The 26,176-nt window shown below is 72.5% G+C and carries 23 protein-coding genes; 14 read left to right on the top strand and 9 right to left on the bottom strand.

The features are described from left to right. Positions 1-231 precede the first annotated feature (231 nt). Positions 232-2,673, bottom strand: coding sequence for a serine/threonine protein kinase (locus ACFPCY_RS34100; RefSeq protein WP_378262225.1), 2,442 nt, complete (start codon positions 2,671-2,673; stop codon positions 232-234). Between the two features lie 395 nt (positions 2,674-3,068). Here ACFPCY_RS34100 and ACFPCY_RS34095 point away from each other — a divergent pair, with 395 nt between their 5' ends. Both ACFPCY_RS34095 and ACFPCY_RS34090 read left to right on the top strand, forming a co-directional pair. Beyond that, positions 3,069-3,509 (top strand): sterol carrier family protein, encoded by a 441-nt coding sequence (locus tag ACFPCY_RS34095; protein WP_378262223.1) that lies wholly within the window; start codon positions 3,069-3,071, stop codon positions 3,507-3,509. 326 nt (positions 3,510-3,835) lie between these two features. Continuing rightward, a complete protein-coding gene (locus tag ACFPCY_RS34090) occupies positions 3,836-4,477 on the top strand; it encodes a LamG domain-containing protein (protein WP_378262221.1) in 642 nt (213 codons plus the stop codon). A 215-nt stretch (positions 4,478-4,692) separates the two neighbouring features. Here ACFPCY_RS34090 and ACFPCY_RS34085 read toward each other — a convergent pair whose 3' ends face one another. Next, complete coding sequence (locus ACFPCY_RS34085; RefSeq protein WP_378262219.1) at positions 4,693-5,082, bottom strand: hypothetical protein; 390 nt, start codon at positions 5,080-5,082, stop codon at positions 4,693-4,695. 134 nt (positions 5,083-5,216) lie between these two features. On the opposite strand from ACFPCY_RS34085, the gene purF reads away from it, so the two are divergent. After that, positions 5,217-6,674, top strand: a complete 1,458-nt coding sequence (gene purF / locus ACFPCY_RS34080) for an amidophosphoribosyltransferase (protein ID WP_378262217.1) — start codon at positions 5,217-5,219, stop codon at positions 6,672-6,674. Positions 6,675-7,046: 372 nt separating this feature from the next. Then, entirely contained in the window at positions 7,047-8,078 is a 1,032-nt protein-coding gene (gene purM, locus ACFPCY_RS34075) for a phosphoribosylformylglycinamidine cyclo-ligase (protein WP_378262696.1), read from the top strand. Here the strand turns inward: purM and ACFPCY_RS34070 are convergent. Then, positions 8,069-9,151 (bottom strand): hypothetical protein, encoded by a 1,083-nt coding sequence (locus tag ACFPCY_RS34070; protein ID WP_378262215.1) that lies wholly within the window; start codon positions 9,149-9,151, stop codon positions 8,069-8,071. The two genes, purM and ACFPCY_RS34070, sit on opposite strands and share 10 nt — an antisense overlap. A 477-nt stretch (positions 9,152-9,628) precedes the next feature. Between ACFPCY_RS34070 and ACFPCY_RS34065 the strand changes: the two genes are divergently transcribed. Then, positions 9,629-10,597, top strand: coding sequence for a helix-turn-helix domain-containing protein (locus ACFPCY_RS34065; protein ID WP_378262213.1), 969 nt, complete (start codon positions 9,629-9,631; stop codon positions 10,595-10,597). On the opposite strand, the gene ACFPCY_RS34060 is transcribed toward ACFPCY_RS34065, so the two are convergent. Further along, a complete protein-coding gene (locus ACFPCY_RS34060) occupies positions 10,571-10,807 on the bottom strand; it encodes a DUF397 domain-containing protein (RefSeq protein WP_378262211.1) in 237 nt (78 codons plus the stop codon). The two genes, ACFPCY_RS34065 and ACFPCY_RS34060, sit on opposite strands and share 27 nt — an antisense overlap. A 280-nt stretch (positions 10,808-11,087) precedes the next feature. Here ACFPCY_RS34060 and ACFPCY_RS34055 point away from each other — a divergent pair, with 280 nt between their 5' ends. After that, positions 11,088-11,798, top strand: coding sequence for a SanA/YdcF family protein (locus ACFPCY_RS34055; RefSeq protein ID WP_378262209.1), 711 nt, complete (start codon positions 11,088-11,090; stop codon positions 11,796-11,798). Positions 11,799-11,900: 102 nt separating this feature from the next. Here the strand turns inward: ACFPCY_RS34055 and ACFPCY_RS34050 are convergent, their stop codons facing one another. Continuing rightward, positions 11,901-12,113 carry a DUF3073 domain-containing protein gene (locus ACFPCY_RS34050; RefSeq protein ID WP_378262694.1) on the bottom strand — a complete coding sequence of 71 codons (213 nt, stop codon included), beginning with the start codon at positions 12,111-12,113 and terminating at the stop codon, positions 11,901-11,903. Between the two features lie 300 nt (positions 12,114-12,413). Continuing rightward, the gene (locus ACFPCY_RS34045; RefSeq protein ID WP_378262207.1) at positions 12,414-13,496 is read right to left on the bottom strand and encodes a Glu/Leu/Phe/Val family dehydrogenase; all 1,083 of its coding nucleotides are present in this window, start codon (positions 13,494-13,496) and stop codon (positions 12,414-12,416) included. A gap of 248 nt (positions 13,497-13,744) precedes the next feature. Between ACFPCY_RS34045 and ACFPCY_RS34040 the strand changes: the two genes are divergently transcribed. Together ACFPCY_RS34040 and bldC are read left to right on the top strand one after the other, a co-directional pair. Continuing rightward, positions 13,745-14,824, top strand: coding sequence for a DUF8083 family protein (locus ACFPCY_RS34040; protein WP_378262205.1), 1,080 nt, complete (start codon positions 13,745-13,747; stop codon positions 14,822-14,824). A 255-nt stretch (positions 14,825-15,079) separates the two neighbouring features. Further along, the gene (gene bldC, locus ACFPCY_RS34035) at positions 15,080-15,283 is read left to right on the top strand and encodes a developmental transcriptional regulator BldC (RefSeq protein ID WP_012850682.1); all 204 of its coding nucleotides are present in this window, start codon (positions 15,080-15,082) and stop codon (positions 15,281-15,283) included. Positions 15,284-15,749: 466 nt separating this feature from the next. On the opposite strand, the gene ACFPCY_RS34030 is transcribed toward bldC, so the two are convergent. Further along, positions 15,750-16,463 carry a TetR family transcriptional regulator gene (locus tag ACFPCY_RS34030; protein ID WP_378262203.1) on the bottom strand — a complete coding sequence of 238 codons (714 nt, stop codon included), beginning with the start codon at positions 16,461-16,463 and terminating at the stop codon, positions 15,750-15,752. 370 nt (positions 16,464-16,833) lie between these two features. On the opposite strand from ACFPCY_RS34030, the gene ACFPCY_RS34025 reads away from it, so the two are divergent. The 4 genes from ACFPCY_RS34025 (at position 16,834) to ACFPCY_RS34010 (ending at position 21,063) form a co-directional block, all read left to right on the top strand. Next, complete coding sequence (locus tag ACFPCY_RS34025; protein WP_378262692.1) at positions 16,834-17,841, top strand: LacI family DNA-binding transcriptional regulator; 1,008 nt, start codon at positions 16,834-16,836, stop codon at positions 17,839-17,841. A gap of 319 nt (positions 17,842-18,160) precedes the next feature. Beyond that, positions 18,161-18,394, top strand: coding sequence for a hypothetical protein (locus tag ACFPCY_RS34020; RefSeq protein ID WP_378262201.1), 234 nt, complete (start codon positions 18,161-18,163; stop codon positions 18,392-18,394). A 108-nt stretch (positions 18,395-18,502) separates the two neighbouring features. Continuing rightward, positions 18,503-19,366, top strand: coding sequence for an N-acetylmuramoyl-L-alanine amidase (locus tag ACFPCY_RS34015; RefSeq protein ID WP_378262199.1), 864 nt, complete (start codon positions 18,503-18,505; stop codon positions 19,364-19,366). A 158-nt stretch (positions 19,367-19,524) separates the two neighbouring features. Beyond that, entirely contained in the window at positions 19,525-21,063 is a 1,539-nt protein-coding gene (locus ACFPCY_RS34010) for a methyltransferase (RefSeq protein WP_465251246.1), read from the top strand. A gap of 36 nt (positions 21,064-21,099) precedes the next feature. Here ACFPCY_RS34010 and ACFPCY_RS34005 read toward each other — a convergent pair whose 3' ends face one another. Then, a complete protein-coding gene (locus ACFPCY_RS34005) occupies positions 21,100-22,404 on the bottom strand; it encodes a sodium:proton exchanger (protein WP_378262195.1) in 1,305 nt (434 codons plus the stop codon). A 78-nt stretch (positions 22,405-22,482) separates the two neighbouring features. Then, positions 22,483-23,646, bottom strand: a complete 1,164-nt coding sequence (locus tag ACFPCY_RS34000) for a quinone-dependent dihydroorotate dehydrogenase (RefSeq protein WP_378262193.1) — start codon at positions 23,644-23,646, stop codon at positions 22,483-22,485. 232 nt (positions 23,647-23,878) lie between these two features. Between ACFPCY_RS34000 and ACFPCY_RS33995 the strand changes: the two genes are divergently transcribed. After that, positions 23,879-24,130 (top strand): DUF6243 family protein, encoded by a 252-nt coding sequence (locus ACFPCY_RS33995; protein ID WP_378262191.1) that lies wholly within the window; start codon positions 23,879-23,881, stop codon positions 24,128-24,130. A 177-nt stretch (positions 24,131-24,307) separates the two neighbouring features. Then, complete coding sequence (locus ACFPCY_RS33990; RefSeq protein WP_378262189.1) at positions 24,308-26,161, top strand: RNA polymerase sigma factor; 1,854 nt, start codon at positions 24,308-24,310, stop codon at positions 26,159-26,161. Positions 26,162-26,176: the final 15 nt, after the last annotated feature.

Here is a 26,176-nt window from a genome sequence, read left to right as displayed (position 1 = left end):
ACCGCCAAGCGACCCGCCCCACCACCGCGCGACTCGCTCTGACGCCAAGCGACTCGTCCTAGCGCCAGACGGACTCCGCTTCAGTCCGAAGGCGGCCCCTCTCAGGGCCTCCCTATGCGGAGCCGACCGTGCTGCTTCCGCCGGCGGCGGATCGCGCTCGTCCGCGACTTTTCCTAGGACGGCGGCTCGCGTTCGCCCGCTCGGAGTGGGATCGCAACCCAGGAAGCGACCTCATGCCTTGGTGAGATTGCCCTGGTAGGCCAGGCTCGTGCCCGGTTTCGACCAGTCGTATTTCAACGAACCGTCGGGCTGCCTGCTGATCTTCACGTCCCCGCTGGTGCACGGCTTGCTGACCGAAAGGGCGAGCTGCAGCTCGGAACCGGTGCCCTTCGTCAGGGCCAGCGTGCCGGTGCAGCCCTCCTTCGGGTACACCGCCGTCCCCGACTTCGCGCCCGCCTGGAGCGTGACCTGAAGCGGGAACGACTCACCGCGCTGCGGGTTCACGGCAGTCCCCTTCCAGGTGCCGGCGAACGTGTCCGGGATCGTGCTGACGGGCCCTCCGCTCGCCGCGCTGTCGTGCCCGGAACGGCCGCCACCGCCGTCGTCCCCGCGCAGTTGCGGCCAGAGCACCAGCGCGATGATCGCGATGCCCACCAGCACCCCGATGACCAGCGACACCGCCACACCGATCACATGGTTGCCCGGCCGCCGCCACCGCGGCCGCGCCGCCCGCAGCCCCGCCAGCGACAGGACGGCCGTCTCCGACCCCCTGTCCGCCGGGCTCACGGGCCGCATCCCGGGAATCAACGTGTCCGCCGATTCGCGCGGCGCCGTCCCACCCAGGCCGGGCGCCGCTCCACCCAGGCCGGGCGCCGCTCCACCTGCGCCGGTGACCGGCAGGTCCCGCGCGGTAGCCCGGCTGCCGTGCCACCCTCCAGGCGGACGGGGCGCGCTGGGCACCGGCGGCCCCACGCGTCCAGGCGCCACGGGTCCACCCGGCTGCGCCGCCCGCAGATCGACCGCAGTCCCGGGCCCGCCGTTCCCTCGCTGCGCAGCAGCCGATCCGGGTCCGGTTCCCAGATCCAGCCGAGTGCTCTCCAGATCGTTCGTCCCCGGAGCCGTTCCGAATCCCGCAGGAGGCGCCTTCGGCAGGTCCAACTTCGTGCTGTCCCCGTCGTCCGGCCCCGAAGCCGCACCGGCTGCGGCGCCAGATCCCGACTGAGACGCAGCCCCCGCGCTGGCCGAGGCCGCGAAGCTTCCGCCGGGACTTGAACCAGCCGTGCCCCCGGACGCCGTCCCGGGCACGAGGCCGGGCGCGGCGTTGTAGACGGAGGCCTGGCCGGGGCCCGGCGTGATGCTCGTCCCGGCGGCAGCATGCGGATCTGGGGTGATCGCTGAACCCTGTGCGGCCGGGGAGGCGGAAGTGGCGCTTGAGCCGGGTGCAGTGCTTGCGCCTTGAGCAGTACTTGAGTTCGGTGCCGCGGCGGTCCCGAACGCGGCGCTAGTCCCCAGCGCGGCTCCCGCGTCTGCCCTCGTGCCCGACCCCGGCGTGCTGTCCGGGCCCGGCGTGCTGTCCGAGTTCGGCGTGGTGCCTGAGCCAGGCGTGGTGCCTGAGCCGGGCGTGGTGCTCGACCCTGACGGGGTGGCCGAGGTCTGGGCCGTGCCCGAGGCTGGCGTCGGGGTTGAGGGGGACGCGGGGGGTGCGGGCGACGGGTTGCTTGAGGGGGACGCGGGGAGTGCGGGGGACGGGGTGTCTGCGGGGGAAGAGGGGCCGGACGTGGGCGGCTCAGGCGAGGAAGTGGTGGAGCCGGTGGCGAGGGCTTCGGCCTCGGCGCAGAGCGGAGCGGGCATGCGGGCGGCGAGGGGGCTGCCCAGGAGGCGGCGCAGCAGGTCGGCGGCGGTGGGACGCTCGGAAGGGGACTTGTCCAGGGCGTCCGCGACCGCGTCACGCACGGCTTCGGGGAGGACGCCGGTGTCCGGGTCGTCGTAGACGATGCGCTGCATGACCTCGGCGGGGGAGCCCGTGCCGAAGGGCGGCTCGCCGGTCGCCGCGAACAGGAGGGTCGCCGCCCACGCGAAGATGTCGGCGGGTCGGCCGACGGCCTGGCCGCTGAGCTGCTCGGGGGCCAGGTAGGAGGGATCTTCGGCGGCGCGCGTCGTCGAAGCGGCGTTCACCGCCTCCAGGGCCGAAACCACGCCGAGGTCGGTCACGCGGGGGCCTGTCCGCGCGAGCAGCACGTTCGCCGGTTTCAGGTCGTGGTGGACGGCACCGGCACGGTGCGCGGCGGCCAGTGCAACGGCGAGGCCGACGGCGAGCCGCTCGACCACGACGGGGCCGCGTGGACCCTCGTCCTCGACCAGTTCCGCGAGGGACGGCCCGTCCACGAGCTCGGAGACCACGTAGGGACGGTCGCCCTCGACGTCCGCGGCGAGGATCTCGGCGGTGCAGAACCCGGTGACGCGGCGGGCGTCGGCGAACGCGGCGGTGAACCGGGCGCGCGCCTCGGGCTGGCCGCTCAGCCGCACGTGCAGCAGCTTCACTGCCACGGATCGTCCGGACGCGTCGCGGCCGACGAAGACCGCGCCCTGCTCACCGACGCCGATCCGCCCGGTGATCGGGAAGTCGCCCAGCCGGTCCGGATCGCCGGGTTGCAGGGGCAGAGCCTCTGCCATCTACGCACCCTCCGTGTTCTGCCATCGGGGGAGAAGTCCCCCGAACTCCCGTGAAACCTGATTCGTCCCCCACGTCGGCACCGGTCCCTTTCTACCGGTTGCCGGACGATGGCGCGGCGGAGACGACCGCACCCGATCCGTCACCAGCGCAAGCGCGCCCGCCGCCCGTTTCGTCACACTCACGCCGCGGCCGGTGAGCAGCCTCGCCCGCCGTGCCCGCGGTGGCGGGGCTGCATCCTTTGCGGCCGGGGTAGCGGAGCGGAACGCGGTCGCTACCGAGGTCCGCGCGGGCACGCCCTTGTTGGCGGGGGCGGTCGTGCGCCGGCGCGCTTGGATCCGGCGGTGCCGCGCGGTGCGAGGTCGTCCGGACGGGGTTTCGGATAGCGTCGGCGGCGATGCCGCGCAAACCTCTGACCCGCGAACTGCTGGACGACCAGCGAGCCCTGCTCGGGTTGCCCGCCTACACCGGCCCGGACGAGGCCCCGGCCCTGCGTCGTGCCGCGCTCGACACGCTCCTCGCCGCACGCGCGGCGGGAGTCGAACCCGCGCGACCGATCGTCACCGGCGCCGTCCGGCTGCTGCTCGACCGGCTCGCCGAACTCGCCCCCGGACGGTCGGTGGAGGTCCGCGTCCCGCCGCACGCGGCCGTCCAGGCGATCGAGGGCCCGCATCACACCCGAGGCACGCCGCCCAACGTGGTCGAGATGGACGCGGACACCTGGATCGCCCTCGCCCTGGGCGACCTGTCCTGGGACGACGCTCTCCGCGATCGTCGTGTTCGGGCCAGCGGGTCCCGTGCGGACCTGTCCGACCAGCTCCCCCTTCCACCTACCTAAACGAGCGACGCCTCCGAAACGTTGGGGCCGAATTTCAAACTCCGGAGGCGGAGGGGGCTGTCGTGCACTGCGTCCATCGCCGACGCGGGCGACCGTCCATCTGCCGGAGTCGACCGGCCATCTCGCGGGCGGGCGAGCGGACGGCGAACCGCAGGTCAGCGGCAGGTCAGGGACGGCTCGGGGTGGTGAAGCGACGCGGGGCTCGCCGCCCGGTGAAGGTGGTTCCGCGGGTGTTGGGTCTTGCTCGGGGCGGCGGGCGCTGCGACGGTGGAGGGCACCGATCACGCCCGGACGCCGCGCCCGTACGCGGTGAGGAGGTGGGCGCCGTGCTCGTCGCGCACTGGAGCTTCGAGGTCGAGGACATCGACGGACGGCGGGTGACCGACGCCACGGGCGGCGGTCTCGCGATGACTCTCGACGAGGGTGTTCGGATCGTCCCGGGGCGTGACGGCGAGGCGCTGGCGTTCGACGGGACGGGCGGGCGGGCGATCGTTCCCGCCGTCCCGCAACTGGCGCTCAGCCAAGTCTTCGGCTTCACCGTGGCGTTCCATGTGAGCGTCTCGGAGGGGCCCACGGGGGAGTGGCGTGCGCTCCTGTTCAAGTCGGTCGCGGAGGGTGATGCGCGTGCGATCGGCGTCTGGCTGCATCCGGACGCCATGCGCCTGCGCGTCCAGCTCTTCACGATCAAGGGCCCCGAGTACATGGACAGCCACGCCCGTCTGAAGCTGGGCGAGTGGTCGCACCTGGCCTTCGCCGTCGATACGCAGGGCATGTTCCTGTATGTGGACGGCAAGCTCGATGTGGCCATTCCGCTAGAGCATCCCGTCGTGACGCCGAGCGGGCCGCTCTCCCTGGGCGCCGAGCCGGGAAAGCTCGGCATGTCGGGATTGCTGGCCGACGTCCGCGTCTACTCGGCGGCGCTGGACGAGCGGACCGTCCGAGCCCTCGCGACGCCCGAACCGTCCTGAGGTGACGCCTGAATCGTCCCGAAAACGACTCCGAAGCGACGCCCGAACCGTCCCGAAAACGACTCCGAAGCGACGCCCGAACCGTCCCGAAAGCGACTCCGAGGTGACGCCTGAATCGTCCCGAAAACGACTCCGAAGCGACGCCCGAACCGTCCTGGAAACGACCTCGAAGCGACGCCGGTCACCGAAGCCACCGCTTCCGGCCCGAGCGTATTCTATCTCACATAGGTGTCCGATTCGTCGGCCTCGGACCCGTGGGTGAACGGGAACTCGCGGTCGATGCACTGCCGTCGCGCATAGTCGTCCGGATACCGGGAGGTGTCGGCGCACCCGGCGGCCTTGCTCAGCAGCCACACCAGCGCCACCGTCCCGACCGCGAGTGTCACCGCCGAGCAGATGATCCCCGCGATCGCCAGGTGCCGCGGCTGCCCGCGAGTGGCCGCCACCACGCCCAGGACGAGGCCCACGAGCGCCGCCGCGAGCCCGAGCCCGCACAGCAGCAGGCAGGGGAGGCCGACGAGCCCGAGGACCAGGGACGCCGTCGCGAGGCCGCGCCGTTCCGGCGCCTTCGGCGGCGTCCGCGTCTGGTACCCCGGCATGGTCATCGGCACTTCCCTCCCCGTGAAGTCGTCGTCCAACACTTGCGCGCCGGACCTCCCGGCCGAGCCGTGGACAGGCAAAGCCCGATTAAGGACTCCGCCGATCAGAGCAGAACGGACAGGCCTTTAGACTGGCCAGCGTGCCTCTCGGTGATGGACGACTGAGCCATGACATCGATCCCTCCGACCGCCCGCCGCAGGACGCCTGCGGTGTGTTCGGCGTCTGGGTCCCACCGGACCAGGCCGCCAGGGCGGAGGTCAGCAAACTCACCTACTACGGCCTGTACGCGCTGCAGCACCGCGGGCAGGAGTCGGCGGGCATCGCGGTCAGCGACGGCTCCCGGATCGTCGTGTACAAGGACATGGGCCTGGTCGCCCAGGTCTTCGACGAGTCGGTGCTGAACACGCTGCGCGGCCACCTCGCGGTCGGACACTGCCGGTACTCCACCACCGGCTCCCCGACCTGGGAGAACGCCCAGCCCACGTTCCGCTCCACCGAGCACGGCGGGCTGGCCCTCACGCACAACGGCAACCTGATCAACACCCCCGAGCTGGCCTCCCGGCTGGAGGGCGGGGCGCTCACCGCCACGACCGACACCGAGGTCCTGACGGCGCTGCTCGCGACCCGCGAGGGCGGCCCGATGGCGGCGGCGCGCGAGATCCTCCCGGTCACGCGCGGCGCGTTCTCGCTGGTCTTCATGGACGAGCACACCCTGTACGCGGCGCGCGACCCGGAGGGCATCCGGCCGCTGGTGCTGGGCTCGCTGGAGGAGAACGGCGGCTGGGTCGTCGCGTCCGAGACCGCCGGGCTCGACATCGTCGGCGCCCGGTTCGTCCGGGAGATCGAGCCGGGCGAGCTGGTCGCGATCGACGCCGGCGGCGTCCGGTCCGAGCGGTTCGCCGCCGCCGACCCCAAGGGCTGCCTGTTCGAGTACGTCTACCTGGCGCGTCCCGACACCACGATCGCCGGACGGTCCGTCCAGGCGACGCGGGTCGAGGTCGGCCGCCGCCTCGCCGCCGAGCACCCGGTCGAGGCCGACATGGTCATCCCGACCCCGGAGTCGGGAACGCCCGCCGCGATCGGCTACGCCGAGGCGTCCGGCATCCCCTACGGGCAGGGCCTGGTCAAGAACTCCTACGTCGGCCGGACGTTCATCCAGCCGTCGCAGACGATCCGCCAGCTCGGCATCCGGCTGAAGCTGAACCCGCTGCGCGAGGCGATCGAGGGCAAGCGCCTGGTCGTCGTGGACGACTCGATCGTGCGCGGCAACACCCAGCGGCAGGTCGTGGCGCTGCTCCGCGACGCCGGCGCCGCCGAGGTGCACGTGCGGATCTCCAGCCCGCCGGTCGCCTGGCCCTGCTTCTACGGCATCGACTTCGCCACCCGCGCCGAGCTGATCGCCGGGAACCTGGACGTCGAGGGCATCCGCGACTCGATCGGCGCGGACTCGCTCGGCTTCATCTCCCTGGACGAACTGATCGCCGCGTCCCGGATCCGCAAGGACCGCCTCTGCCGCGCCTGCTTCGACGGCGTCTACCCGATCCCCGTCGAGGAGGACGCCCGCGGCAAGCACCTCCTGGAGACCATCCGCCGCTGATCCTGCGCCCCGCCTCCCGGACGCGACCCGGCACCGACTCGCAGGGTGCCTGCTCGACACGGGGGGCGTGGGACCGTAGTGATCGACGGGCGCTGGTGTCCGTGGAGTCTGCGGGCGTTGGCGCCCGTGCTGGTCCGCGGGCGCTGGTGTCCGTGGTGCTCTGCGGACGTCGCTGTCCGTGCTGGTCTGCGGGTGTTGGTGTCCGTGGAGTCTGCGGGCGTGGGTGCCCGTGTTGGAACGCGGGTGTGCGCGCCCGCATCGTCCCGCCGTAGCGTGCGGGTGTAGGAGCCCGTGGACGCGCGGGTGGAGGACGAGGTCCGCGGACAGGGCGGGCCGAGGAGACGACCCGCCGCGCGGCGGGCCGGGGGGATCATGAGCACCTCGTACGAGGCGGCCGGAGTGGACATCGCGGCGGGCGAGCGCGCCGTGGAGCTGATGAAGGCGCGGGTGGCGCGGTCGCGCCGTCCCGAGGTCGTGGACGACGCCAGCGGCTTCGCGGGCCTGTTCGACGCCTCGGCCTTCCTGAAGTACCGGCGGCCGCTGCTGGCGACCTCGACCGACGGCGTCGGCACGAAGGTGGACCTGGCCCGCCGCCTGGGGATCTACCACACGATCGGGCACGACCTGGTCGGGATGGTCCTGGACGACCTGGCGGTGTGCGGCGCCGAGCCGCTGTTCATGACCGACTACATCGCCTGTGGAAAAGTCGTCCCGGAGCGGATCGCCGACATCGTGGGCGGCATCGCCGAGGGCTGCGCGCTCGCGGGCGCGGCCCTGGTCGGCGGCGAGACCGCCGAGCACCCCGGCCTCCTCGGCGCCGACGAGTTCGACGTCGCGGGCGCGGGCACCGGCGTCGTCGAGGCGTCCGAGATCCTCGGCCCGGACCGGGTCCGTGCGGGCGACGCGGTGATCGCGATGGCCTCGTCCGGGATCCACTCCAACGGGTACTCGCTGGTCAGGCACATCCTCGCGCACAGCGACCTGACGATCGAGTCGCGCCCGGACGAGCTGGACCGCACCCTCGGCGAGGAGCTGCTGACCCCGACCCGCATCTACGCCAGGGACATGCTCGCCCTCGTCGCGGAGGTCGGCGGCGTCCGCGCGTTCGCGCACATCACCGGCGGCGGCCTGACCGCCAACCTGGCCCGCTCGCTGCCGGACACGGTGGACGCCGTCCTGCGCCGCGACTCCTGGACGGTCCCGCCGATCTTCGAGATCCTCCGCGCGCACGGCGACGTCCCCGAGCAGGAGATGGACAAGACGTTCAACCTCGGCGTCGGCATGGTCGCCATCGTCGCCCCCGACGACGCCGACGCCGCGATCGACCTCCTCAACAGCCGTGGTGTCCCGTCCTGGGTTCTGGGCGAGACCGTTCCGGGTACCGGAAAGTCCGTCTACGCCTGAGCGGGACCGTCCTCCACGCCACAAGGGCATGCGCCCGGGGACAGCCAGATCCATCCCCGGGCGGTGGTCTCCTTGCAGCTGATCTCGACCTGCCGGTAGAGCTCGGGGAAGAGGATGCTCCGGCTGGCGAGCACCTCCTCGTACAGGCGCTGCGAGACGATCATGCTGAGCTCGGCGCTCGACCCGGTGGCCGCCTCGCGGAAGAGCGGCGCGTCCACCAGCCGGAACAGGTGGTTCACGGCGGCGCCGACCACCCCGTGGTCGTCGGTCTCGACATGTCCGGAATGGGAGGCCAGCCGCAGCCGCATCCGGGCGGGCTCGCTGGCGAACCGGTTGCCTCGCCGGAGCATCGCCAGCAGGTGGTGGGCGAGCGGGTCCAGCAGGAGGTGGGGCGGGACGTCCGGCGGGACGATGACGAGGGCGCCGTCGCCCCGGTCCTCGCGATAGCAGGCGTCCCAGGGCAGGAGCGTCATCGCGAACGCCTCCCGCAACTGTTCGTACAGGCGGTGGCGCAGGTGCCGCCGGATCTCCTCGTCCCGCCGGCGGTCGGTGAAGGCGACGATGTCGACGGCGATCATCGTGGTGTAGACGCGCGTCACGTTCCCGGCGAACCCGGCCGTCGTGGGATCGGCCGTCCGGTAAGCGGCCCATCCTCCGATCGCGGGATTCGGGCCGGGAGCCACGACATCGGAGGCGTACTGCGCGCCAATGGCGGACGCGGGACGCGCGACGGGAGCCGTGACCTCGGACGGCGGAGCGGACACGGAAGCGGTGACGCCGGACGGCGGAGCTGCCACAGGCCCGGTGACGCCGGACGGCGGAGCCGTCACAGGAGCCGCGGCGTCGGACGGCGGAGCCGTCACCGGGGCGGTGACGCTGGATGCGCCATGGGATGCGGGGGCTTCGGGCGCGGACGCGAGAACGTCGGTGGCGGGGTGCGCGGCGAATTCGGGTGCGGGCGCGGGCGGCGGGAACAGCGTCCCGAGGGCCGGCCCCGAGGCGGCGGCCTGGATCGGTGCCCGGGCGGAGAGTCGGGTGCGGATCGCCTCCCGGTCGGCGGGCTGTGTGCTCATGTTCGTCGCGACGCCTTTCTCGTTCGGAAACATGATCTCCCCCCTAAAGCAATTGTGCACCCACTGGGAAATGGCATCTGATTTCGGCTGATTGCCGTAAAGAAATTTGCCGTCCGGAGATCGGCGGGGTGCCCGTTTGGCTGGTGCCACGCGGAGACGTTGCACTCGGTCCGGCTGCGACCTGCGTGCTGGCGGGCGGACACCTGGCAGAGTGGCGACCGCCGCGCCACCCCCGGGGCGCAAGGGACCGATGTGCCGCGAGCGTCGCCGCCGCCCGCGTCGAAGCAGTCGGCGACGACGCCGATTGCAACAGCGCATTCGGCGAATGCCCATTGGGAAGTTGCCAGAAAGGGACAACGCCGGTTGCCACTTGGCAGACCGCCACGTCGCTGTTTTACTCGGAACGAGAGAGGTCGGCGGTCGGGGCCGAGTCGTCATCCGTGGAGCCGGCCCTCGGCCGCCGGACGAGGGGTCGGCATGGCGAACGCTTCGGTGCTCGGGCCGGTGGTCCAGCGGGCGATCCTGATCAGCGAGCTGCAGCGGCTCCGCGTCGAGAGGGGAGAGACGCAGGACCAGGTCGCGGCGGCCCTGGACTGGTCGACGTCCAAGCTCATCCGGATCGAGGGCGGCACGGTCGGCGTCTCCACGACCGATCTGCAGGCCCTGCTGCGCCACTACGGCCTCCCGGACGGCGACGAGCAGGTCGCCGTCCTCACCATGATCGCCCGCGGTGCCCGGCAGCGCGGCTGGTGGTCGCTCTACCGGCGGGAGATGAAACCGGCCTATCTCCAGTACATCGGGTACGAGTCGGGCGCTTCGATCATCCGCAGCTTCCAGACGATGATGGTGCCCGGGCTGCTCCAGACCGAGGAGTACGCGAACGCCCTGACCATCGAGTTCGTGTCGTCGCGCGCCGACCGCGACGTGGTCGTCGAGGTCCGCATGCGCCGCCAGGAGGAGATCTTCGCCCGGGACGACCCGCCGCAGCTGAAGGTGGTCGTGGACGAGGCGGTCCTGCGCCGCCGCGTCGGCGGCCAGTTCGATCCCGGCATCATGCCCCGGCAGCTCCGCCACATCCTGGACATGCTGGAACGGCCGAACGTCTCGGTGGAGGTCATTCCCTTCTCCGCCGGAGCGCATTTCGGGATGATGGGCGAGTTCACGATCCTCGAGTTCGACGACGCGCGGCTCAGCGACGTCCTGTTCCAGGAGAACGTCGGCGGCTCGGACCTCACCGTCCAGGACCGCGACACCCGCGTCACCGACTACCGCGCGGCGTTCGAGAACCTCCGGCAGCTGGCGCTCCCGGCCGAGCGCACGCCCGCCTTCGTCGAGGACGTCATCGCCTCGATGGAAGCCGACGCCCGCCTCGACGCGAGATCCGCCCTTGTGCCGGGCGGGCCGGGGAGGGGACTCGGATCAAAGGCCGCGGACGGCGTCCAGTAGGGCCGTCCAGTCACCGGCGGTGAAGGGCACCACCGGCCCGTCCACGTCCGTCGAGTCGCGGACGAACCGGAGCGCGTCCAGCGACGCGACCTCGACGCACTCGGAATCGCCGCTGGACGACGACTTGAACCAGACGACCTCGTGCGTCCGCCCCGCGAAACGCAGCAGGCCCGGCCTGTCGAAGGCGGCCACGCGCCCAGTTCCCACCATCGTTCCTCCGTCAGGGCGCCCCGCCCACGAGGACGCCCGGTGCCAGCCGCCGCGCTCCGTCTGAGGTGCCCAGGCGCAACTGTCACGGTAGTGAGGTTCGTGTTGCCTCAGAGGTGTAATGCGCAAACTGTTGGGGAATCCTGGCGGTCCGTTGGCCGGAAGATCGCGCAGGCGGCCGCTTCCCGCGGTCGCCGACGAAGGCGGCCGCTTCCGGCGGTCGCCGGCGGGAGCGAACCTTCGGGATGTGGTGATCGTCTTATCGGGTGTGAGTGGGAGTCGGATGAGCGGGCGGGCTGGGCAGGCGGCCAGGTGGGTTCGGGGGCGGTTGCGGCATCGGGGCGGGCCGTTGCTGGTGCTGGCCGGGTTGGGGGCGTTCGCCGCGCTGCTGCCCACGGGGTGGGCTTATGCGGAGACGGCGAAGTACCGGCTGAGTGTCGAGGACGTGCCTGAGACGCCGGTGGCGCTGGTGCTGGGGGCCGGGGTCGCGAACGGGCAGCCTTCGCCGCTGCTGGCGCGCAGGCTCGATCTGGCGGCTGAGCTGTACCGGCGCGGCAAGGTCAAGGTGCTGCTGGTGTCGGGGGACAACTCGACCAAGGACTACGACGAGCCGACGACCATGCGCGACTACCTCGTGCGGGCGGGGATTCCCGAGGACCGGATCGTGCGGGACTTCGCGGGGCTCGACACGTGGGACTCGTGCGTCCGGGCCCGGCAGATCTTCGGGGTGGAGCGGGCGACGGTGGTGACGCAGCGGTTCCATCTGCCGCGGGCGGTCGCGCTGTGCCGGGCGGCGGGGATCGAGGCGTACGGGGTCGGCGACCAGAGCATGGGCGGCGGACGCACCGACGCGACGATCAACGGGTACCTGCGGGAGCCGCTCGCGATGCTCAAGGCCGTGGGGAGCGCGACGCTGAAGCCCGGTCCCAAGATCGGGGGCGCTCCGGAGCCCGGCGTGCACGCCGCCCTGGCGCTGCCGGAGCCGCGTCGCTAGGACGCGACGGCCGGATGTGATGCTCGTCGCATCGGGCCGAAAAGCGCGAACGCCACCGCGCGGGACGGGAGGTCCCGGCGGTGGCGTCGCGCAAAGGGCCGATCAGTGACCCGAGGTACCGTTCCGGCGATGGTCCTCGTAGTCGTCCGCGTAGTCGGCGTACTTCTCCACGAGCTCGTCGTAGGCGTCGTCGGCCGGAGAGTTGTCCGGAACACCCAGCTCTTTCTGCAGGCGGTCGAGGTCTGTGTTGGCGCCGTTGTACTTGAGCTGCCTGGCAACCTTTACCTGCTTGGCCTTGGCTCGGCCGCGACCCATTGGCTCGACCCCCTCGATGGTCAGGGCTTTCGTGGGCCCATCAACGCGCGCGTGTACCACACGAACCGATGCCTGATGAGCCATGCGTCAGTCACGGATACAACCGTACCCGTTTTGCGCCCGGCTCGGTACATCGTCGGCCCGTGGCGGAGACGCCCGTTGCGGAGGAGGCCAGTGTATGCGGTGGTCGCGAGGCCGCTTCCGGGCCCGACACGCGGCCGCGCGCGAGGCCGCGAAGCCCTCGCCGGCCGCCGGGAGGACGGCCGCGGAAAGCGGCGGATCCCCCCGGCGGACGGGCCGTCAGAGCAGGATGCCGCGCAGGCGGCCGATCTCGGACATGCGCCGCTCGGCCAGCCGGTCGGCGGCCACCGCGGGCGGCACGCCCTCCTCGGCGGCCAGCGCGAAGATCTTCCCGGTGGTGTCGAAGATCCGGGCCGCCCTTGCCTTGGCGCGGTCGAAGTCGAAGCCCTCGATCTCGTCCGCGACCTGGATCACACCGCCGGAGTTGACCACGTAGTCGGGGGCGTAGAGGACGCCGCGGTCGGCCAGCTGCTTCTCGATGCCGGGGTGGGCGAGCTGGTTGTTGGCCGCGCCGCAGACGATCTTCGCGGCGAGCGCGGCGACGGTCTCGTCCGACAGCGATCCGCCGAGGGCGCAGGGGGCGTAGACGTCGATGGGCTCGCGGACGAGCGCGGCGCCGTCGGCGACGGAGGAGACCTCGGGGTGCCGCTCGCGCACGCGCGCGACGGCGGCCTCGTCCACGTCGCTGATCACGACCTCCGCGCCGTCCTCCAGGAGGTGCTCGACGAGCCGGTGGCCGACCTTGCCGACGCCTTCGACTCCCACCCGCCGGCCGCGCAGCGTGGGCGAGCCCCACACGTGCTCGGCGGCGGCCCGCATGCCCTGGAAGACGCCGAACGCGGTCAGGATCGAGGAGTCGCCCGCGCCGCCGTGCTCGACCGTCCGTCCGGTGACGTACTCGCACTCGCGGGCGACGAGGTCCATGTCGGGGCTGAAGGTGCCCACGTCGCAGGCGGTGATGTAGCGGCCGTTGAGCGACTGGACGAACCGCCCGTAGGCGCGGAGCAGCGCCTCGGACTTGTCGGTCCCCGGGTCGCCGATGATGACGGCCTTGCCGCCGCCGAGGTCGAGGCCCGCCAGCGCGTTCTTGTAGGACATGCCGCGGGACAGGTTGAGCACGTCGGTGAGGGCCTCCTCCTCCGACGCGTAGGGGTAGAAGCGGGTCCCGCCGAGGGCGGGGCCGAGGGCGGTGGAGTGGATCGCGATGATCGCGCGCAGGCCGCTGGCCTCGTCCTGGCAGAAGACGACCTGCTCGTGTCGGGGTTCGGCGCCCTTGTGGGGCGACCCGAAGACATTAGGCACGGTAGTGCCCTCCTCTCTGTCTTGAGATCAGCCTAAAGGTGGTGGATGTCACCAGGGCGGTAGATCGCCGCTACGGATGCGGCGGCGTCACCGGACGCGGGCCGTCACGGAGGGTGAACGGGGTTCGGAGGACGTTCCGGGAGCCTCGGCGGACGCGTGGAACGGCGTGATCAGGCGCGAAGAGGTAACGCGCGCGTCTCGCGCACCCCAAGCCGCCCGCATTTCGGCCGGACTCATGTAACGATGCGGTGGTGTTTCCGTACGCCGCGTACCTACGGGTATATGAGCCGGTTACCGCCTTCCCGGAGCCGGCGCGGACCCTGTGGACGGCCTACGCCGACTCGCGGCGGCGGCCCCGCCGCGTCCACGCGCTGGAGGTCGAGCACCGGCGCGCGGCGCGCCGCCTCGCCGGCTACCCGCCCGAGGTCGCGCCGCGGCTGGAGTGCCGGGACGCCTACGTCCGGCGGACCGACGACATGATCTACGTGTGCCCGTGGCAGACCCGGCTGCGGTCGTGGCTGGCGTTCGAGCGGTTCCGCGCGGAGACGCCCGTCTCGATCGCGGCCGCGTTCGTCCCGCCGGACGAGGCGGAACGTGCCGAACGGGCGTTCGCGCAGTGGCGGGATTCCGGACGGACGCTTCGTCCGTACATCCAGACGAGTACCTGGCACGTTCCGATCGTCTGGTTCGTGCCGTTCGACCGTGCCGAGCGGTATCTGCTGCTCGGGCGGAGCGCGACGCGCGGGCATCTGGAGGAGCCGGGCCTCGCCTCGCGCGGGACGGGCACCGCGACGACCGCTGCCCCGGGCGGTGGACCGGGAGCCGGGCCCGGTCCCGGAACGGGAGCAGGTCCGGGGGCGGGGGCCGGTGGGGTGCCCGCAGGAGAGCCGGAGACGGCTCCTGGCGGGGATTCAACGGGCGAACGGGGTGAACACGCCCGACGTGGGCCGACGACGGCCTCGTTGACGCGTACTCTCATCTACGTCACATCGATGGCGGAGGCGCGCCGCCGGATCGCCGCCGCGCTCCCCGTCGTCCGGGAGAGCCCCGGCGGGGAGGCCCGCGAACCGGTCGCGCCGGCCGCCGGACGGCTCGCCGCGCTCGGCTCCTGGCTGGACGGCTTCCATCCGCGCTCGCTGGTGGAACTCGACTACGGCGGGCTCGTCCACCTGCTGGACGACGCCGCGCTCCGGGCCGACGACTCGGTCGGCGAGACCGCCGTCGCGCTCGCCGCGACGGCGCGCGGAGAGGCCGAGCTGGCGGTCGCGATGTACCAGCGCCTGCTCGCCCGCTGGCGGCCCGTACGGGCCCTGCAGACGGCGAACTGAACAAATTTCCTGAATCCCTGCGCGATACGACTATACGTGTCGCTAGAATCACTGAGCGTGACCCAGTGACCACACGGATGCGACACGAATCCCTACGAGGGGTGGCAAAGGTACTTGCTTGTTGCGATGAGTGGTGGCAAGGTTACACGTTGTGATGTCATAGTGGCTCTTTCGGGCCATAGGGGACATCAGTGACCGCGCGAGATCAAATCGCAGGATCGCTGTCATTCGGTCCACGGAGGAGAGGCCGCACACATGTCAGCACGTACACCCGAGGCCGAGCCGCTGCTCACGCCGGCGGAGGTGGCGACGATGTTCCGTGTCGACCCCAAGACGGTGACGAGGTGGGCGAAGGCGGGGAAGCTCACGTCCATCCGCACCCTGGGGGGGCACCGGCGCTACCGCGAGGCGGAGGTGCGGGCACTGCTCGCGGGAATCCCTCAGCAGCGCTCGGAATGAGGCGCGCCGTCCCGCCGAACCCTCGGCGCGGACGGACGTGTACAGCAGAACAAGGGGGGCGGCCAGGAGGCCGCTGAACGGTACCGTCCGCACGTTGGCGGGAGTTCAGCCGCTTCCTGGCCGAGGTCCGGCACCGCGGTCATCCGAGAACCGCGGTCTCGGGCCGCTCACCGTACGAAACGGATGTCCCGTTCGCCTGGCGGCCGGGACATCCGCCATGCCCGGAACCTTGTCGCTCCTCGTGACGTTCTCCTCACCGAGAGCGATCGAGTGACCCTGCCGGGACGCGGCGACAGGATCACCTATCGCGGCCGAGGGCAGGTGCCGGGGACCAGGACATGTGCCGGGGCCCGAGACCGGGGGCAAGGGCATGTGCCGGGGGCCGGGGGCTGGCGCAGGTGCCGGGGGTCAGGGCAGGGGCCGAGGCCGCGGCGGCTGGCGCAGGTGCCGGGGCGCGGTGACGAGGTCAGGTGGCGGGGCCGAGTTCCTCTTCGGCGAGGCGGTCGAAGAGGGCGGCGATGTCGGGGGTGTGCTGGCCCGCGACGTGCAGCAGGACGATCAGCTGGTCGACCAGGAGGCGTTCGAGCTCCGGACGGGTGACGTCGCGGTTCTCCAGCCAGTCGAGCCCGGCCGTCTCGACCGAGGCCATCCAGGAACGCAGCGTGATCCGCAGGACGGGCGTCGGGGTCTCGACGTCCATCGCGGCGAGGATCCGGCCGAGCAGCAGCTGGCGGATGCCGTCCACGATCTCGCCGACCTCGCCGGAGCGGTCGGCCGGGCCGCCGCGCAGCAGCGCGGTGAAGCCCGCGGCGTGGCTCTCGACGAAGTCGAAGTAGCGCTCCAGCGAGACCCGGAGCCGGTCGATCGGGGTGCCCTCGGTGGGCGGTTCGAGCAGCACCGACAGCTTCCTGGCGGCGTTGCCGAGGGCGGCGAGGTACAGCTCGTACTTGCCGCCGAAGTAGTGGTAGACGAGGGCGCGCGAGGCGCCCGCCGCCGCCGCGACGTCGTCGATCGACACGTCCTCGGGCGGGCGGGTGCTGAACAGCTGGAGCGCGGCCTCGATCAGCTCGTCGCGGCGTTCGTCGACGCTGAGCCGGCGCCGGCCCTGGCGGGCGCCGCCGGCGCGCCGCTCGCGGGTGTTCGGACGCCGACCGCCCCCGGTCACTGCACGATCTGCCACCCAGGAAGGGTATCCGAGGGCCGGGTACGGGCGCGTCGCGCCGCCGCGGCTGTCCTTTTCCCGGGCCGTCGCGGAGCGGCCGCGAGGCGGTGACGGGCGGAAACGGCGAGAACGCTCCGGGTTAGGGTGCCCTGAACTCCGATTGGCGGCTGCCCGTTACTCACTGTTGCGCCGAATTCGGGCGAAGCCGAGGCATCATGGCATCTCCTCCCGAGCGAGGACGGTGTTCCGGACGGCCCGTGCGTCCGGCGCGCCGTGAGTGGCATGACCCGCAAGGCCCCCCGGACGGAGTGCCATGTCTGACGGAGAAACGACCCCGCCGCGCGGCGGTGACCTGCGCAGGGCGATCCCGCTCCCGCGCGAGGGCGCCATGCCCCTGCCCGCGCCCAAACCGACGATCCGCAACGTGGCCGAGCGCGCCGGGGTGTCCAAATCGCTGGTGTCGCTGGTCATGCGCGGCTCGCCGCACGTGAGCGAACGCAGGCGGCAGGCCGTCCTGCAGGCGGCGCGCGAGCTCGGCTACCGGCCGAACGCGGTCGCGCGCAGCCTGGTCGAGGGCCGCACCCGGCTGATCGGCGCGATCGTCGCCGACCTGCACAACCCGTTCTTCGCCGAGTTCCTGGACGGGTTGCAGGAGTCGCTGCACGGCGCGGGCCTGCGCATGCTCGTCGGGTCCGGCCGCTGGGACCCGCTGTTCGAGGCCGAGGCCGTCGAGGCGTTCCTGGAGATGCGGGTGGACGGCCTGGTGCTGCTCAGCGTCGTGCCGGAGTCGCTGAAGGAGGCGGCGTCGTCCGTCCCGGTCGTGGTCGTCGGCGAGCGGGACGTCCAGGGCGTGGACATCGTCGTGGACGACGACGAGCTCGGCGCGTCGCTCGCGGTGGACCACCTGGTCGAGCTCGGGCACCGGCGCATCGCGCACATCGAGGGCGCGCGCTCGACCACGGCCCGCTACCGGCGCGCGGGCTACGAGAAGGCGATGCGCCGGCACGGCCTGGCCGACGAGATCGTGGTCGAGCCGGGCGACTTCACCGAGGAGGGCGGCTACCGGGCGGCGCGCACGCTGCTGGCCCGCCCGCACCGGCCCACCGCGATCTTCGCGCCGAACGACCTGGTCGCGACCGGCGCGCTGTCGGCGGCGGACGAGCTGCACCTGCCCGTCCCGGAGAAGGTCTCGATCGTCGGCTACGACAACACCCATCTCGCGGCGATCCGGCACATCTCGCTCACGAGCGTGAACCAGCCGCGCCGCGACATGGGCCGCGTGGCGGCCGAGCTGCTCACCGCCCGGATCGGCGATCCGGCGCGGCTGGCGCGGCAGAACCTGGTCGTGCCGCACCTGGTCGTCCGCTCGTCCACGGGGCCCGTCCCGGCCCTGTGACCTCGTCCTTCAGGGCCGGGACCCCGCCCTGGGGCGGCGGCGCGCGACGCCCCCCGCGGTCGCCCCGCCCGTCGTTCATCGCCCGGTAGCGGGCAGGTCGATCATCATCCCGATGTGGTGGCCCCCCGGTAAGGGGCTGGCCAAGCCTGCCGCGATCGGTCGCTCGCGCCGAGCCGTCCGGTGGTTAATGGTTGCGCCGTTCGGCGGGTCAGGAGGAACCGCGGATCCGGGCCGGTGCTCGAGGGGAGGCCAGGCCGTCCGGGGACCGCGCCGGACGGAGACGGGGAAGGTCAGGTTCACCGAGGGGGGTCGGGTTTCCGTGCGTGATCCGGAATTGGTGTCGTGCGCGCAGCGAGCCGCTGACGAGTTGGAGCGCGCCTGGTCGGAGTGGCGCAACCAGCGCGGGCTCGCCGAGCAGGTCCCGGAGTCCGTCGCCAGCTACGTGGCCCACTCCATCGACCATCCCTGGGGGCGTCCCCGCGTGGTCCTGGGCCTGGACGCGGACGAGGCCAGGGCACTCGCGGCCCTGCTCGCGACCCCGCGGGGCATCTGACCAGCCGCGTCCGGCCACGGATTTTCGCGGACTTCGTTTGACGAACGCCACGTCGTGTGCAGACTGGCATGGTCGTTGGTCACGGAAGCATTACGAGAGGACGGCTCGGTGCGCACTCCATCAGCGCGCGGCCCGGTGGCGGTGGGAATGGCCCTGTGTCTCGGGGCGCTGACCGCCTGCGGGGGCGGGTCGTCGGACGATCGGGCGCGGACGGGCGCCGAGACGGCGTCGCCGCCGGCCGCGTCCGGCGGGACGGGCGGCGATCCGTCGGCCCCGCCGTCGGGCGCTCCGTCGGCGGCGACGGGATCGCTGCGCGGCAAGACGATCGCGATCGATCCCGGCCACAACGGCGGGAACGACGGCGCGCCGTCCGCGATCAACAAGCAGGTCGACGTGGGCAACGGCCACAAGGAGTGCGACACGACCGGCACGCAGACGGCGTCCGGGTACACCGAGCACGCCTTCACCTGGGACGTGTCGAAGCGGCTGCGCAAGCTCCTGGAGGCGCAGGGCGCGAAGGTCGTGTTGACCAGGAAGAACGACACGGGCGTCGGCCCGTGCGTGACCGAGCGCGCCGCGATCGGGAACCGGGCGCACGCGGACGCGGCGATCTCCATCCACGGGGACGGCGCGCCGAAGTCCGGCCACGGCTTCCACATCATCGAGCCGCTGCCGGTCTCCGGCGGCGGCAACACCAAGATCGTCGAGCCGTCCGCGCGGCTGGGCGAGGCCGTCCGCGACGCCTACCACTCGGGCACCGGCATCCCGTACTCCACCTACGTCGGGACGAAGGCGCTCGACAAGCGCGACGACCTGGGCGGCCTCAACCTGTCCACGGTTCCGAAGATCTTCATCGAGTGCGGCAACATGCAGAACCCGGGCGACGCTGCGAAGATGTCCGACGCGTCCTTCCGCCAGCGCGCCGCCGCCGCGCTGGACCAGGGCATCACCGCCTTCCTCAGCGGTCGCTGACCGGACCGCTCCCTCGCCCGTCCCGGCCGCGCCGGTGATCGGCGGGGCGGGCGTCCCGTCCCGGGCCGGGACGAGAGGATGGGCGGGTGGGTGAATCGCTGGGGCGTCTCGGAGCCCGTTTCGAAGAGGTCGGGTACACCGTCGCGGGTGTGCGGGAGATGCTGGGGCCCGTGGCCGGCGGGGCGCTGGCGCGGGACGAGATCGTGCCCGCGCTGCGGGCCACCGCCGACGGGTCGCCGCTCGCCGAGCTGATCAGGCTGTTCTGGTTGCAGGCGCCGGTCGCCGCCTCCCGGTTGCCCGGTTTCGCCGGGGATCTGGTGGACGCGGGGCTCGCGACGCTGGATTCGGACGAGCTGTATCCCGCGTTCCACATCGAGCCCGTCGAGTCGGTCGCCGGATCGGCTGCGGGGCCGGCCGCCGGGTCGCTCGCCGGATCGGCCGCCGGTGCGGTCGCCGGGTCGGGTGCCGGGTCGGTCGCCGGAGCGGGTGCCGGGTCGGCGGGCGGGGCGGGGCATCTCGGGTACGTGGTCTCGGATCTCAAGGTCCGGCCCGGTGAGGGGCGGCTGCCGCGGCCGGATCACGTGGTGGGGACGGGCGGCGCGGCGACCAGCCTGGCGCGCCTGGTCGTCCACAGGCCTGTGGATAACGTTCTGGATCTCGGCACGGGATGCGGCGTGCAGGTGCTGCATCTGGCGGATCCGGCGATCCGGGCGAAACCCGCGCGCATCACCGCAACGGACGTCAATCGGCGCGCTCTGGAGCTGGCCGAAAAGAGCTTCGCGCTGTCCCGGCTGGACGGCGTCGAGCTGGTCGAGGGATCGCTGCTGGAACCTGTCCGGGACCGGCGTTTCGATCTGATCGTGTCCAACCCGCCGTTCGTCGTCGGACCGCCGGAAAGCGGCTTCACCTACCGCGAGTCGGGCATGCACGGAGACGAGTTCTGCCGCCGTCTGGTGACCGAGGCGCCCGCGCTGCTGACCGAGGGCGGCACGGTCCAGCTCCTCGCGAACTGGCTGCATGTGCAGGGGGAACCGTGGGAGGAGCGGGTCGGGGCGTGGGTCGAGGCGTCCGGCTGCGACGCGTGGGTCGTGCAGCGGGACGTCCAGGATCCGGGGGAGTACGCCGAACTGTGGCTGCGGGATTCCGCGGAGGCGGGGACGCCGGAGCATGGCCGCCGCTACAAGGAGTGGCTGGACTACTTCGAGGACCGGCGGGTCGAGGCCGTCGGCTTCGGCTGGATCACATTGCGGTCGGGCGGAAATGACCGTCCGGCTGTCCGAATCGAGGAGCTGCGGCACGCGGTGGACCAGCCCGTCGGCGCGTACGCGGGCTCCGTCCTGGACGGCCTCAAGGCGGCCCGAGAGTTTTCCACAGCCTGTGGACGAGCGGACGGCCTGGAGCAGATCCGGTTGCGGTCCGCGCCCGGCCTCGTCCAGGAGCAGATCGGGTCGCCCGGCGAGGAGCACCCCGAGCGGATCCTGCTGCGCCAGGCGAACCGGCTGCGGCGCGTCGCCGGCGTCGGCACCGCCGAGGCGGGCCTCGCCGGGGTGTGCGACGGGTCGCTGCCCCTCGCGCCGCTGCTGGAGGCCATCGCGCAGCTCATGGACATGGACGGGGACCAGATCCGGGCGCACGCCGCGGCCGTCCTGCCCGAACTGATCGCGGACGGCTTCTTCGAGGTCGCCTCACTCGGTTGAGAAGTCGCCTCACTCGGATGGGAACTCGCGTCCGAATCAGGGCTCGGGTTCGTGTGGGGACCCGCGTCCGGAGGAGGGCGCGCGTCCGTCGTCGGGGCGGACGACCACCCGCATCGCCGCGGCCAGGGCGTCCCACTTCATCATCAGCACGGTGAAGCCGAGCGCGAGGTAGATCAGCGACAGGAACAGCCGCGCGCTCTCCCAGGGCAGCACGAACTGCACGACGAACAGACCGAACAGCAGCAGGGCCTCGCGCCGCCGGAACACCAGGTCCACGAGGAGCGCGAGGCCGAGGACGGTCTGCGCGGCGGTCAGCAGCATCTCCTCGGTCTGGCGCGAGTCCAGCGGCAGCGACCACGCGCCGCCGCCCAGCCGGTAGGCGATCGGGAGCGTCCCGACCAGCAGCGTCCACTGGTTGACCTTGCTGGACAGGAGCGCTCCGATCGCGTCCCCGTCGCGCAGCCGCCAGGCGAACACGACCGCGACGATCAGCTCGGGCGCCTCGGACGCCAGCGGCGCGAGCCACTGCACCAGCAGGAAGCGGTCCACGCCGAGCGACGAACCGGCGTCCACGAGCGCGTCGGCGAACGGCTCCGCGCAGGCGAAGATCACCAGCGCGCCGAGGACGAACAGGACCGCCGTCGTCACGCGCCGCGTCCGGGCGGGGAACCCCGCGAGGACGCCGGCGACCCCGGCCGGTTCCTCCTCGTCCTGCTCGCCGGTCCTGGAGATGCGCAGGACGTAGAGCACATAGAGCGCGATCAGGATGATCGCGATGTACCACCCGATCTCCCCGGTGAGCGCGGGGACGAACGCGACCACGGCCGCGACCGCCAGGAACCCGAGCTCGATCCGCTGGTGCCCCCGCAACCACACGTCCCACCGCACCGTCCCGGCCCGCGCCTCCGCACCCGCGGCACGGGAACGGGAGCGGACGAGGCGGCGCGTGCCCAGCGTGAACGCGAGGACGACCAGGGCCCAGCCGACGCCGACGAGCAGGCGGTTCGCGCCGGTCATGTTCGCCGCGGCGTAAGCGGTGTACTCGGGCCTCGAACCGGCGGCGTACGCGTAGTAGAGATCGACGGCGTACTCGGGGAGCACCGCGATCAGCGCGAGCAGGGCCAGCGCGAGCGATCCCGACATGTCGCGGCGCGCGGTCTCGGCCGCCCACATCAGCAGGACGGCCGCGCCGAGCACGCCGGCCCCGAAAGCGATCATTCCGAGGACCGGAGCCGGATGCGTGCCGCTCAGCCGCAGCAGCACGGCCGGGACCGACAGCACGGCGACACCCGCGATCCGCGCCGCGACCCGTCTCTCCCCCAGCGCCGTCAGAGCCGACATACCCGGAACCCTGCCGCCGCGCGGGTCGAGCTACGTCCTCACGACGGCAAAGATCGCCCAGCTCGTCGCGGCGACTCGTCAGGTGGCCCCGTGGGGTCCGGAGGTGGACGTGTGGGGTGCGGAGGTGGACGTGTGGGGTGCGGAGGTGGAGGTGTGGGCGCGGGCTTCGGCGAGGGTGCGGAAGGTGCTGCCGCGCAGGCGCCGGGACAGGTCGCGGTTGATGCGCCAGGCCCAGAGCGGTCCGCCGTAGATCATGCCGGTGTAGCCCTGGACGAGGGTCGCTCCCGCGCGGATGCGTTCCCACACGTCGTCGGCCGTCTCGACGCCGCCGACGGAGATCAGGACGAGGCGGTCCCCGGTGCGGGCGCGCAGGCGGCGCAGGACTTCCAGCGAGCGCGCCTTGAGCGGCGCGCCCGACAGGCCGCCCGCCTCCGCGGTGAGCGACGCCGGGCTGGCCAGGCCCTCGCGCGAGATCGTGGTGTTCGTCGCGATGACGCCGTCCAGGCCGAGGTCGAGCGCGAGGTCGGCGACCGCGTCCACGTCCTCGTCCGCGAGGTCGGGGGCGATCTTGACCAGCAGCGGGACGTGCCGGTCCGGGGCGGCGCGGTCGGCCGCCTCGCGGACGGCCGCCAGCAGTGGGCGCAGCACCTCGACGGCCTGGAGGTTCCGCAGGCCCGGCGTGTTCGGGGAGCTGACGTTGACCACGAGGTAGTCGGCGAGCGGCGCGAGGCGTTCGGCGCTGGCCACGTAGTCGGACGCGGCCTCGGACTCCGGGACGACCTTGGTCTTGCCGATGTTGACGCCGACGACCGTCCCGCCGGGCGTGCGGCGGCGGGCGCGCAGGCGGCGGGCGGCGTCCTGCGAACCGCGGTTGTTGAAGCCCATCCGGTTGACGACCGCCCGGTCGGCGACCAGCCGGAACAGGCGTGGACGCGGATTGCCCGGTTGCGGCCGTCCGGTCAGGGTGCCGATTTCAACGTGTCCGAAACCGAAGGCGCCGAGCGCGTCGTAGGCGACGGCGTCCTTGTCGAAGCCGGCCGCGAGGCCGAGCGGCCCGGAGAACTCCAGCCCGAGGGCCGCCACCCGCAGCGCCGGGTCGCGCGGCGCGAGAACGCCGCGCAGCAGCGGGGCCGCGCCCGGCGTCGCCTGGACGGCCCGCAGCGCCCGCACCGTCAGGTGGTGGATGTCCTCGGCGTCGGCGTACCGGGCGATGACGTGGCGGAGCAGCAGTGAGTACAGCATCACGACGAGTATCCCAGGCGGCCGGACCGAAAACCGTTTGAGGCCGCCGGGGGAGCGCGCCTACGCTGGCGTCCATGATCGACAATCTGCTCGCCACGGCGTGGCGGGGCTTCCCGCGCCGCGTCGTCCGGCACCGCGCCGCCGCCTGACGGACGGCCCCCGCGGACACCTCCCGCCCGGGCCGGACGACGACCACCCAGTCATCGCCTGCCAGAACGGGAGCGGCCTCACCATGGCCAAGAACAGGAACGACATGCTCGGCGTCGGCGGACAGCGGCGCAAGGTCTCGCGCGCCGACCTGCGCGGCGCGCCGCGCGGCGGACGCGGCTCGGCGAAGGCCGGCGCCGACTCCAAGCGCACGCTGGCCGACTCGATGCGCGAGCGCCTCGAAGCCCAACGCCACGCCACCGAAGACGCGTCGCAGCGACGTGCTGTCGAGGGCGGCGTGCAGCGGCGTGAGGCGGAAGACACCACCGAGGAGTGAATCGTCACCGGCGTCCGTGCTCTCCGGAGCGCGGACGCCGGTTTCGGTGCGTAGTCGAACCAACACGCCAAGTCAGACTTGGGGTTTTTCGCCACCTGTTGCACGAAAACCATCACGATCAGTAAAGGCCATGCGTCACGGTGGAGTCGTTGGTAGCTGACACCACTGGGGGGCGATGTGAAGCTGACCTTCTCCACCGGCGCGGGGACCGACGACCCGACGGGCAGGCACGTCCGCGTCCGGCGCCGGGACCGTGCCGAAGCCTGGCCCGCCGAGCCGCTCTGGCCCGCTCCCGACCCGTCCCGCGACCGCGAGATCCTGCTCGCCCTGGCGTCCGGCCGGGACGGAGCCGAGGCCCGGCTCTACGACGCGTACGCCGCGCGGCTGCACGACTATGCCTCGTGCGTGCTGCGCGAGGGACTCGCCGCCGACGTCGTCCACGACGTCCTGGTGGACGCCGCGCGCCGGGCCGTGCGCGTCCGCGACCGGGAAAGGCTCGGGGCCTGGTTGTACGGGGCCACGCGCGCGCGGATCCGCCGCCGGACCTTCCCGCGCCCGCACTGGGACTGGACGATCGCCGCCGGGGACGCGCGGCCGCCCGTCCCGTTCCAGGCCCGCGACGCGCTGGACCACCTCATGGCCGTCACGGGACCGACCGAGCGCGAACTGCTCCTGCTCACCGGCCGCCACGGCCTCACCTGCGACGACCTGGAAGCCGTCCTCGGCCGTCCGGCCCGTCAACTCCGCCGCCGCTGCGCGCTCGCCTGGCGCCGGGCCGCCGACATCATCGCGACGCACCTCGCCGCCTCGGCCCCGTCCGGCGCCCTCGGCCCCCGCCCGTTGACCCCGCTGAAGGTGCAGGGTTCCACCCCGCCGAACGGACTCCCGTACACGGCGCCTCAACCCTCAGGTCAGGACGTCTCCGTAACGCCACCGGCGGGCCTGCCCTACCGTTCCTTCGCGTCCGTTCCGATGGACGCATCCCGGGATGCGCCGTTCTTCATGGGTGAGGGTGAGGGCGGCCAAGCTTTCGGAGTGAGCGAGTCGGGAGCCCGGCCGACCGCGTCGAACGGTCTGATCCTTTTCGGGGGCGTGCCTCCCGAGTTGCGCGTGGAAGCGCTGCTCGTCGCGCCCGTCCCGCCGCCTCCGCCGCAGCGGTTGCGGATGCGGGTGCTGCACACGCTCGCCGATCCCGCGCTCGCGCCCTACCGGGCGGAGATCAGCGCGCGGGGCGGGCGCCTCACGCCGGAAGGGCTGCCTCGCCAGCCCGACGTCACCTCGCCGATCGTCCGCCGGACGCGCCGGGCCACGCTGCGCACGACGCTGACCGGGGCCGCGGCGGTGACCGGCGCGCGCACGTCCGCCGCCGCGACCGCGACCGTCGGGACGGCGCTCGTCCCGCTGTTCCTCGTGCCGGTCTCCACGCCGACCGTGGGACCGGGCCTCACATCCGGCGGGCACGGGGGGCACAGCGTGGCGATCAGGCTCAGCGACGATGTCCCGCAGGCTCTCGCGGCCAAGCCGGCTCCCGGCCCGGGTCCCGTGGCCGACGTCCAGCCCCCGGCGGTCGAACCTTCGACCGCGCTCCTGGCGCGACCGGACGAACGGACCGTCCCGCCGCCGATCAACGAGACTCCGAAGTACCCGGAGTTCCCGGCGATCTCCGGTGGGGTGCCGAGCGGTCCGGTGCTGCCCGTCCACCCGCCGACCCTGCCCGCGGCGCCGCGCCACCTGGTCCAGGACGTCCCGCAGGTCGTGCGCGAGGTGCCCGGCGCCATCCGCGGCCTGCCGCAGGTCGTCCAGGACGTTCCCCGAGTCGTCCAGGACGTCCCGCGGGTGGTGCAGGACGTCCCGCGGGTGGTGCAGGACGTCCCGCGGGTGGTTCAGGACGTCCCGAAGGTCGTGCAGGACGTCCCGAGGACGGTTCAGGACGTCCCCAATGTCGTTCGGGACGTTCCGGACGTGGTGCAGGACGTCCCTGGCGCCGTCTCCGGGCTGACCGGAACGCTGACGTCGGGTTCGCAGAACTAGACGCGCTCGCGAAGC

The sequence above is a fragment of the Actinomadura gamaensis genome, from assembly GCF_042652125.1.
Lineage (GTDB): Bacteria > Actinomycetota > Actinomycetes > Streptosporangiales > Streptosporangiaceae > Spirillospora > Spirillospora gamaensis.
Note: the sequence above shows the minus strand (reverse complement) of the source record. Positions and strands in the feature narration are given on the sequence as shown.

What these genes read in the sequence shown, in the direction of transcription:
- ACFPCY_RS34100 (WP_378262225.1), bottom strand. Translation starts at nt 2,673, where the DNA reads ATGGCAGAGGCTCTGCCCCTGCAACCCGGCGATCCGGACCGGCTGGGC.
- ACFPCY_RS34095 (WP_378262223.1), top strand. Translation starts at nt 3,069, where the DNA reads ATGCCGCGCAAACCTCTGACCCGCGAACTGCTGGACGACCAGCGAGCC.
- ACFPCY_RS34085 (WP_378262219.1), bottom strand. Translation starts at nt 5,082, where the DNA reads ATGACCATGCCGGGGTACCAGACGCGGACGCCGCCGAAGGCGCCGGAA.
- purM (WP_378262696.1), top strand. Translation starts at nt 7,047, where the DNA reads ATGAGCACCTCGTACGAGGCGGCCGGAGTGGACATCGCGGCGGGCGAG.
- ACFPCY_RS34070 (WP_378262215.1), bottom strand. Translation starts at nt 9,151, where the DNA reads ATGAGCACACAGCCCGCCGACCGGGAGGCGATCCGCACCCGACTCTCC.
- ACFPCY_RS34065 (WP_378262213.1), top strand. Translation starts at nt 9,629, where the DNA reads ATGGCGAACGCTTCGGTGCTCGGGCCGGTGGTCCAGCGGGCGATCCTG.
- ACFPCY_RS34060 (WP_378262211.1), bottom strand. Translation starts at nt 10,807, where the DNA reads ATGGTGGGAACTGGGCGCGTGGCCGCCTTCGACAGGCCGGGCCTGCTG.
- ACFPCY_RS34055 (WP_378262209.1), top strand. Translation starts at nt 11,088, where the DNA reads ATGAGCGGGCGGGCTGGGCAGGCGGCCAGGTGGGTTCGGGGGCGGTTG.
- ACFPCY_RS34050 (WP_378262694.1), bottom strand. Translation starts at nt 12,113, where the DNA reads ATGGGTCGCGGCCGAGCCAAGGCCAAGCAGGTAAAGGTTGCCAGGCAG.
- bldC (WP_012850682.1), top strand. Translation starts at nt 15,080, where the DNA reads ATGTCAGCACGTACACCCGAGGCCGAGCCGCTGCTCACGCCGGCGGAG.
- ACFPCY_RS34025 (WP_378262692.1), top strand. Translation starts at nt 16,834, where the DNA reads ATGCCCCTGCCCGCGCCCAAACCGACGATCCGCAACGTGGCCGAGCGC.
- ACFPCY_RS34010 (WP_465251246.1), top strand. Translation starts at nt 19,525, where the DNA reads ATGCTGGGGCCCGTGGCCGGCGGGGCGCTGGCGCGGGACGAGATCGTG.
- ACFPCY_RS34005 (WP_378262195.1), bottom strand. Translation starts at nt 22,404, where the DNA reads ATGTCGGCTCTGACGGCGCTGGGGGAGAGACGGGTCGCGGCGCGGATC.
- ACFPCY_RS34000 (WP_378262193.1), bottom strand. Translation starts at nt 23,646, where the DNA reads ATGCTGTACTCACTGCTGCTCCGCCACGTCATCGCCCGGTACGCCGAC.
- ACFPCY_RS33995 (WP_378262191.1), top strand. Translation starts at nt 23,879, where the DNA reads ATGGCCAAGAACAGGAACGACATGCTCGGCGTCGGCGGACAGCGGCGC.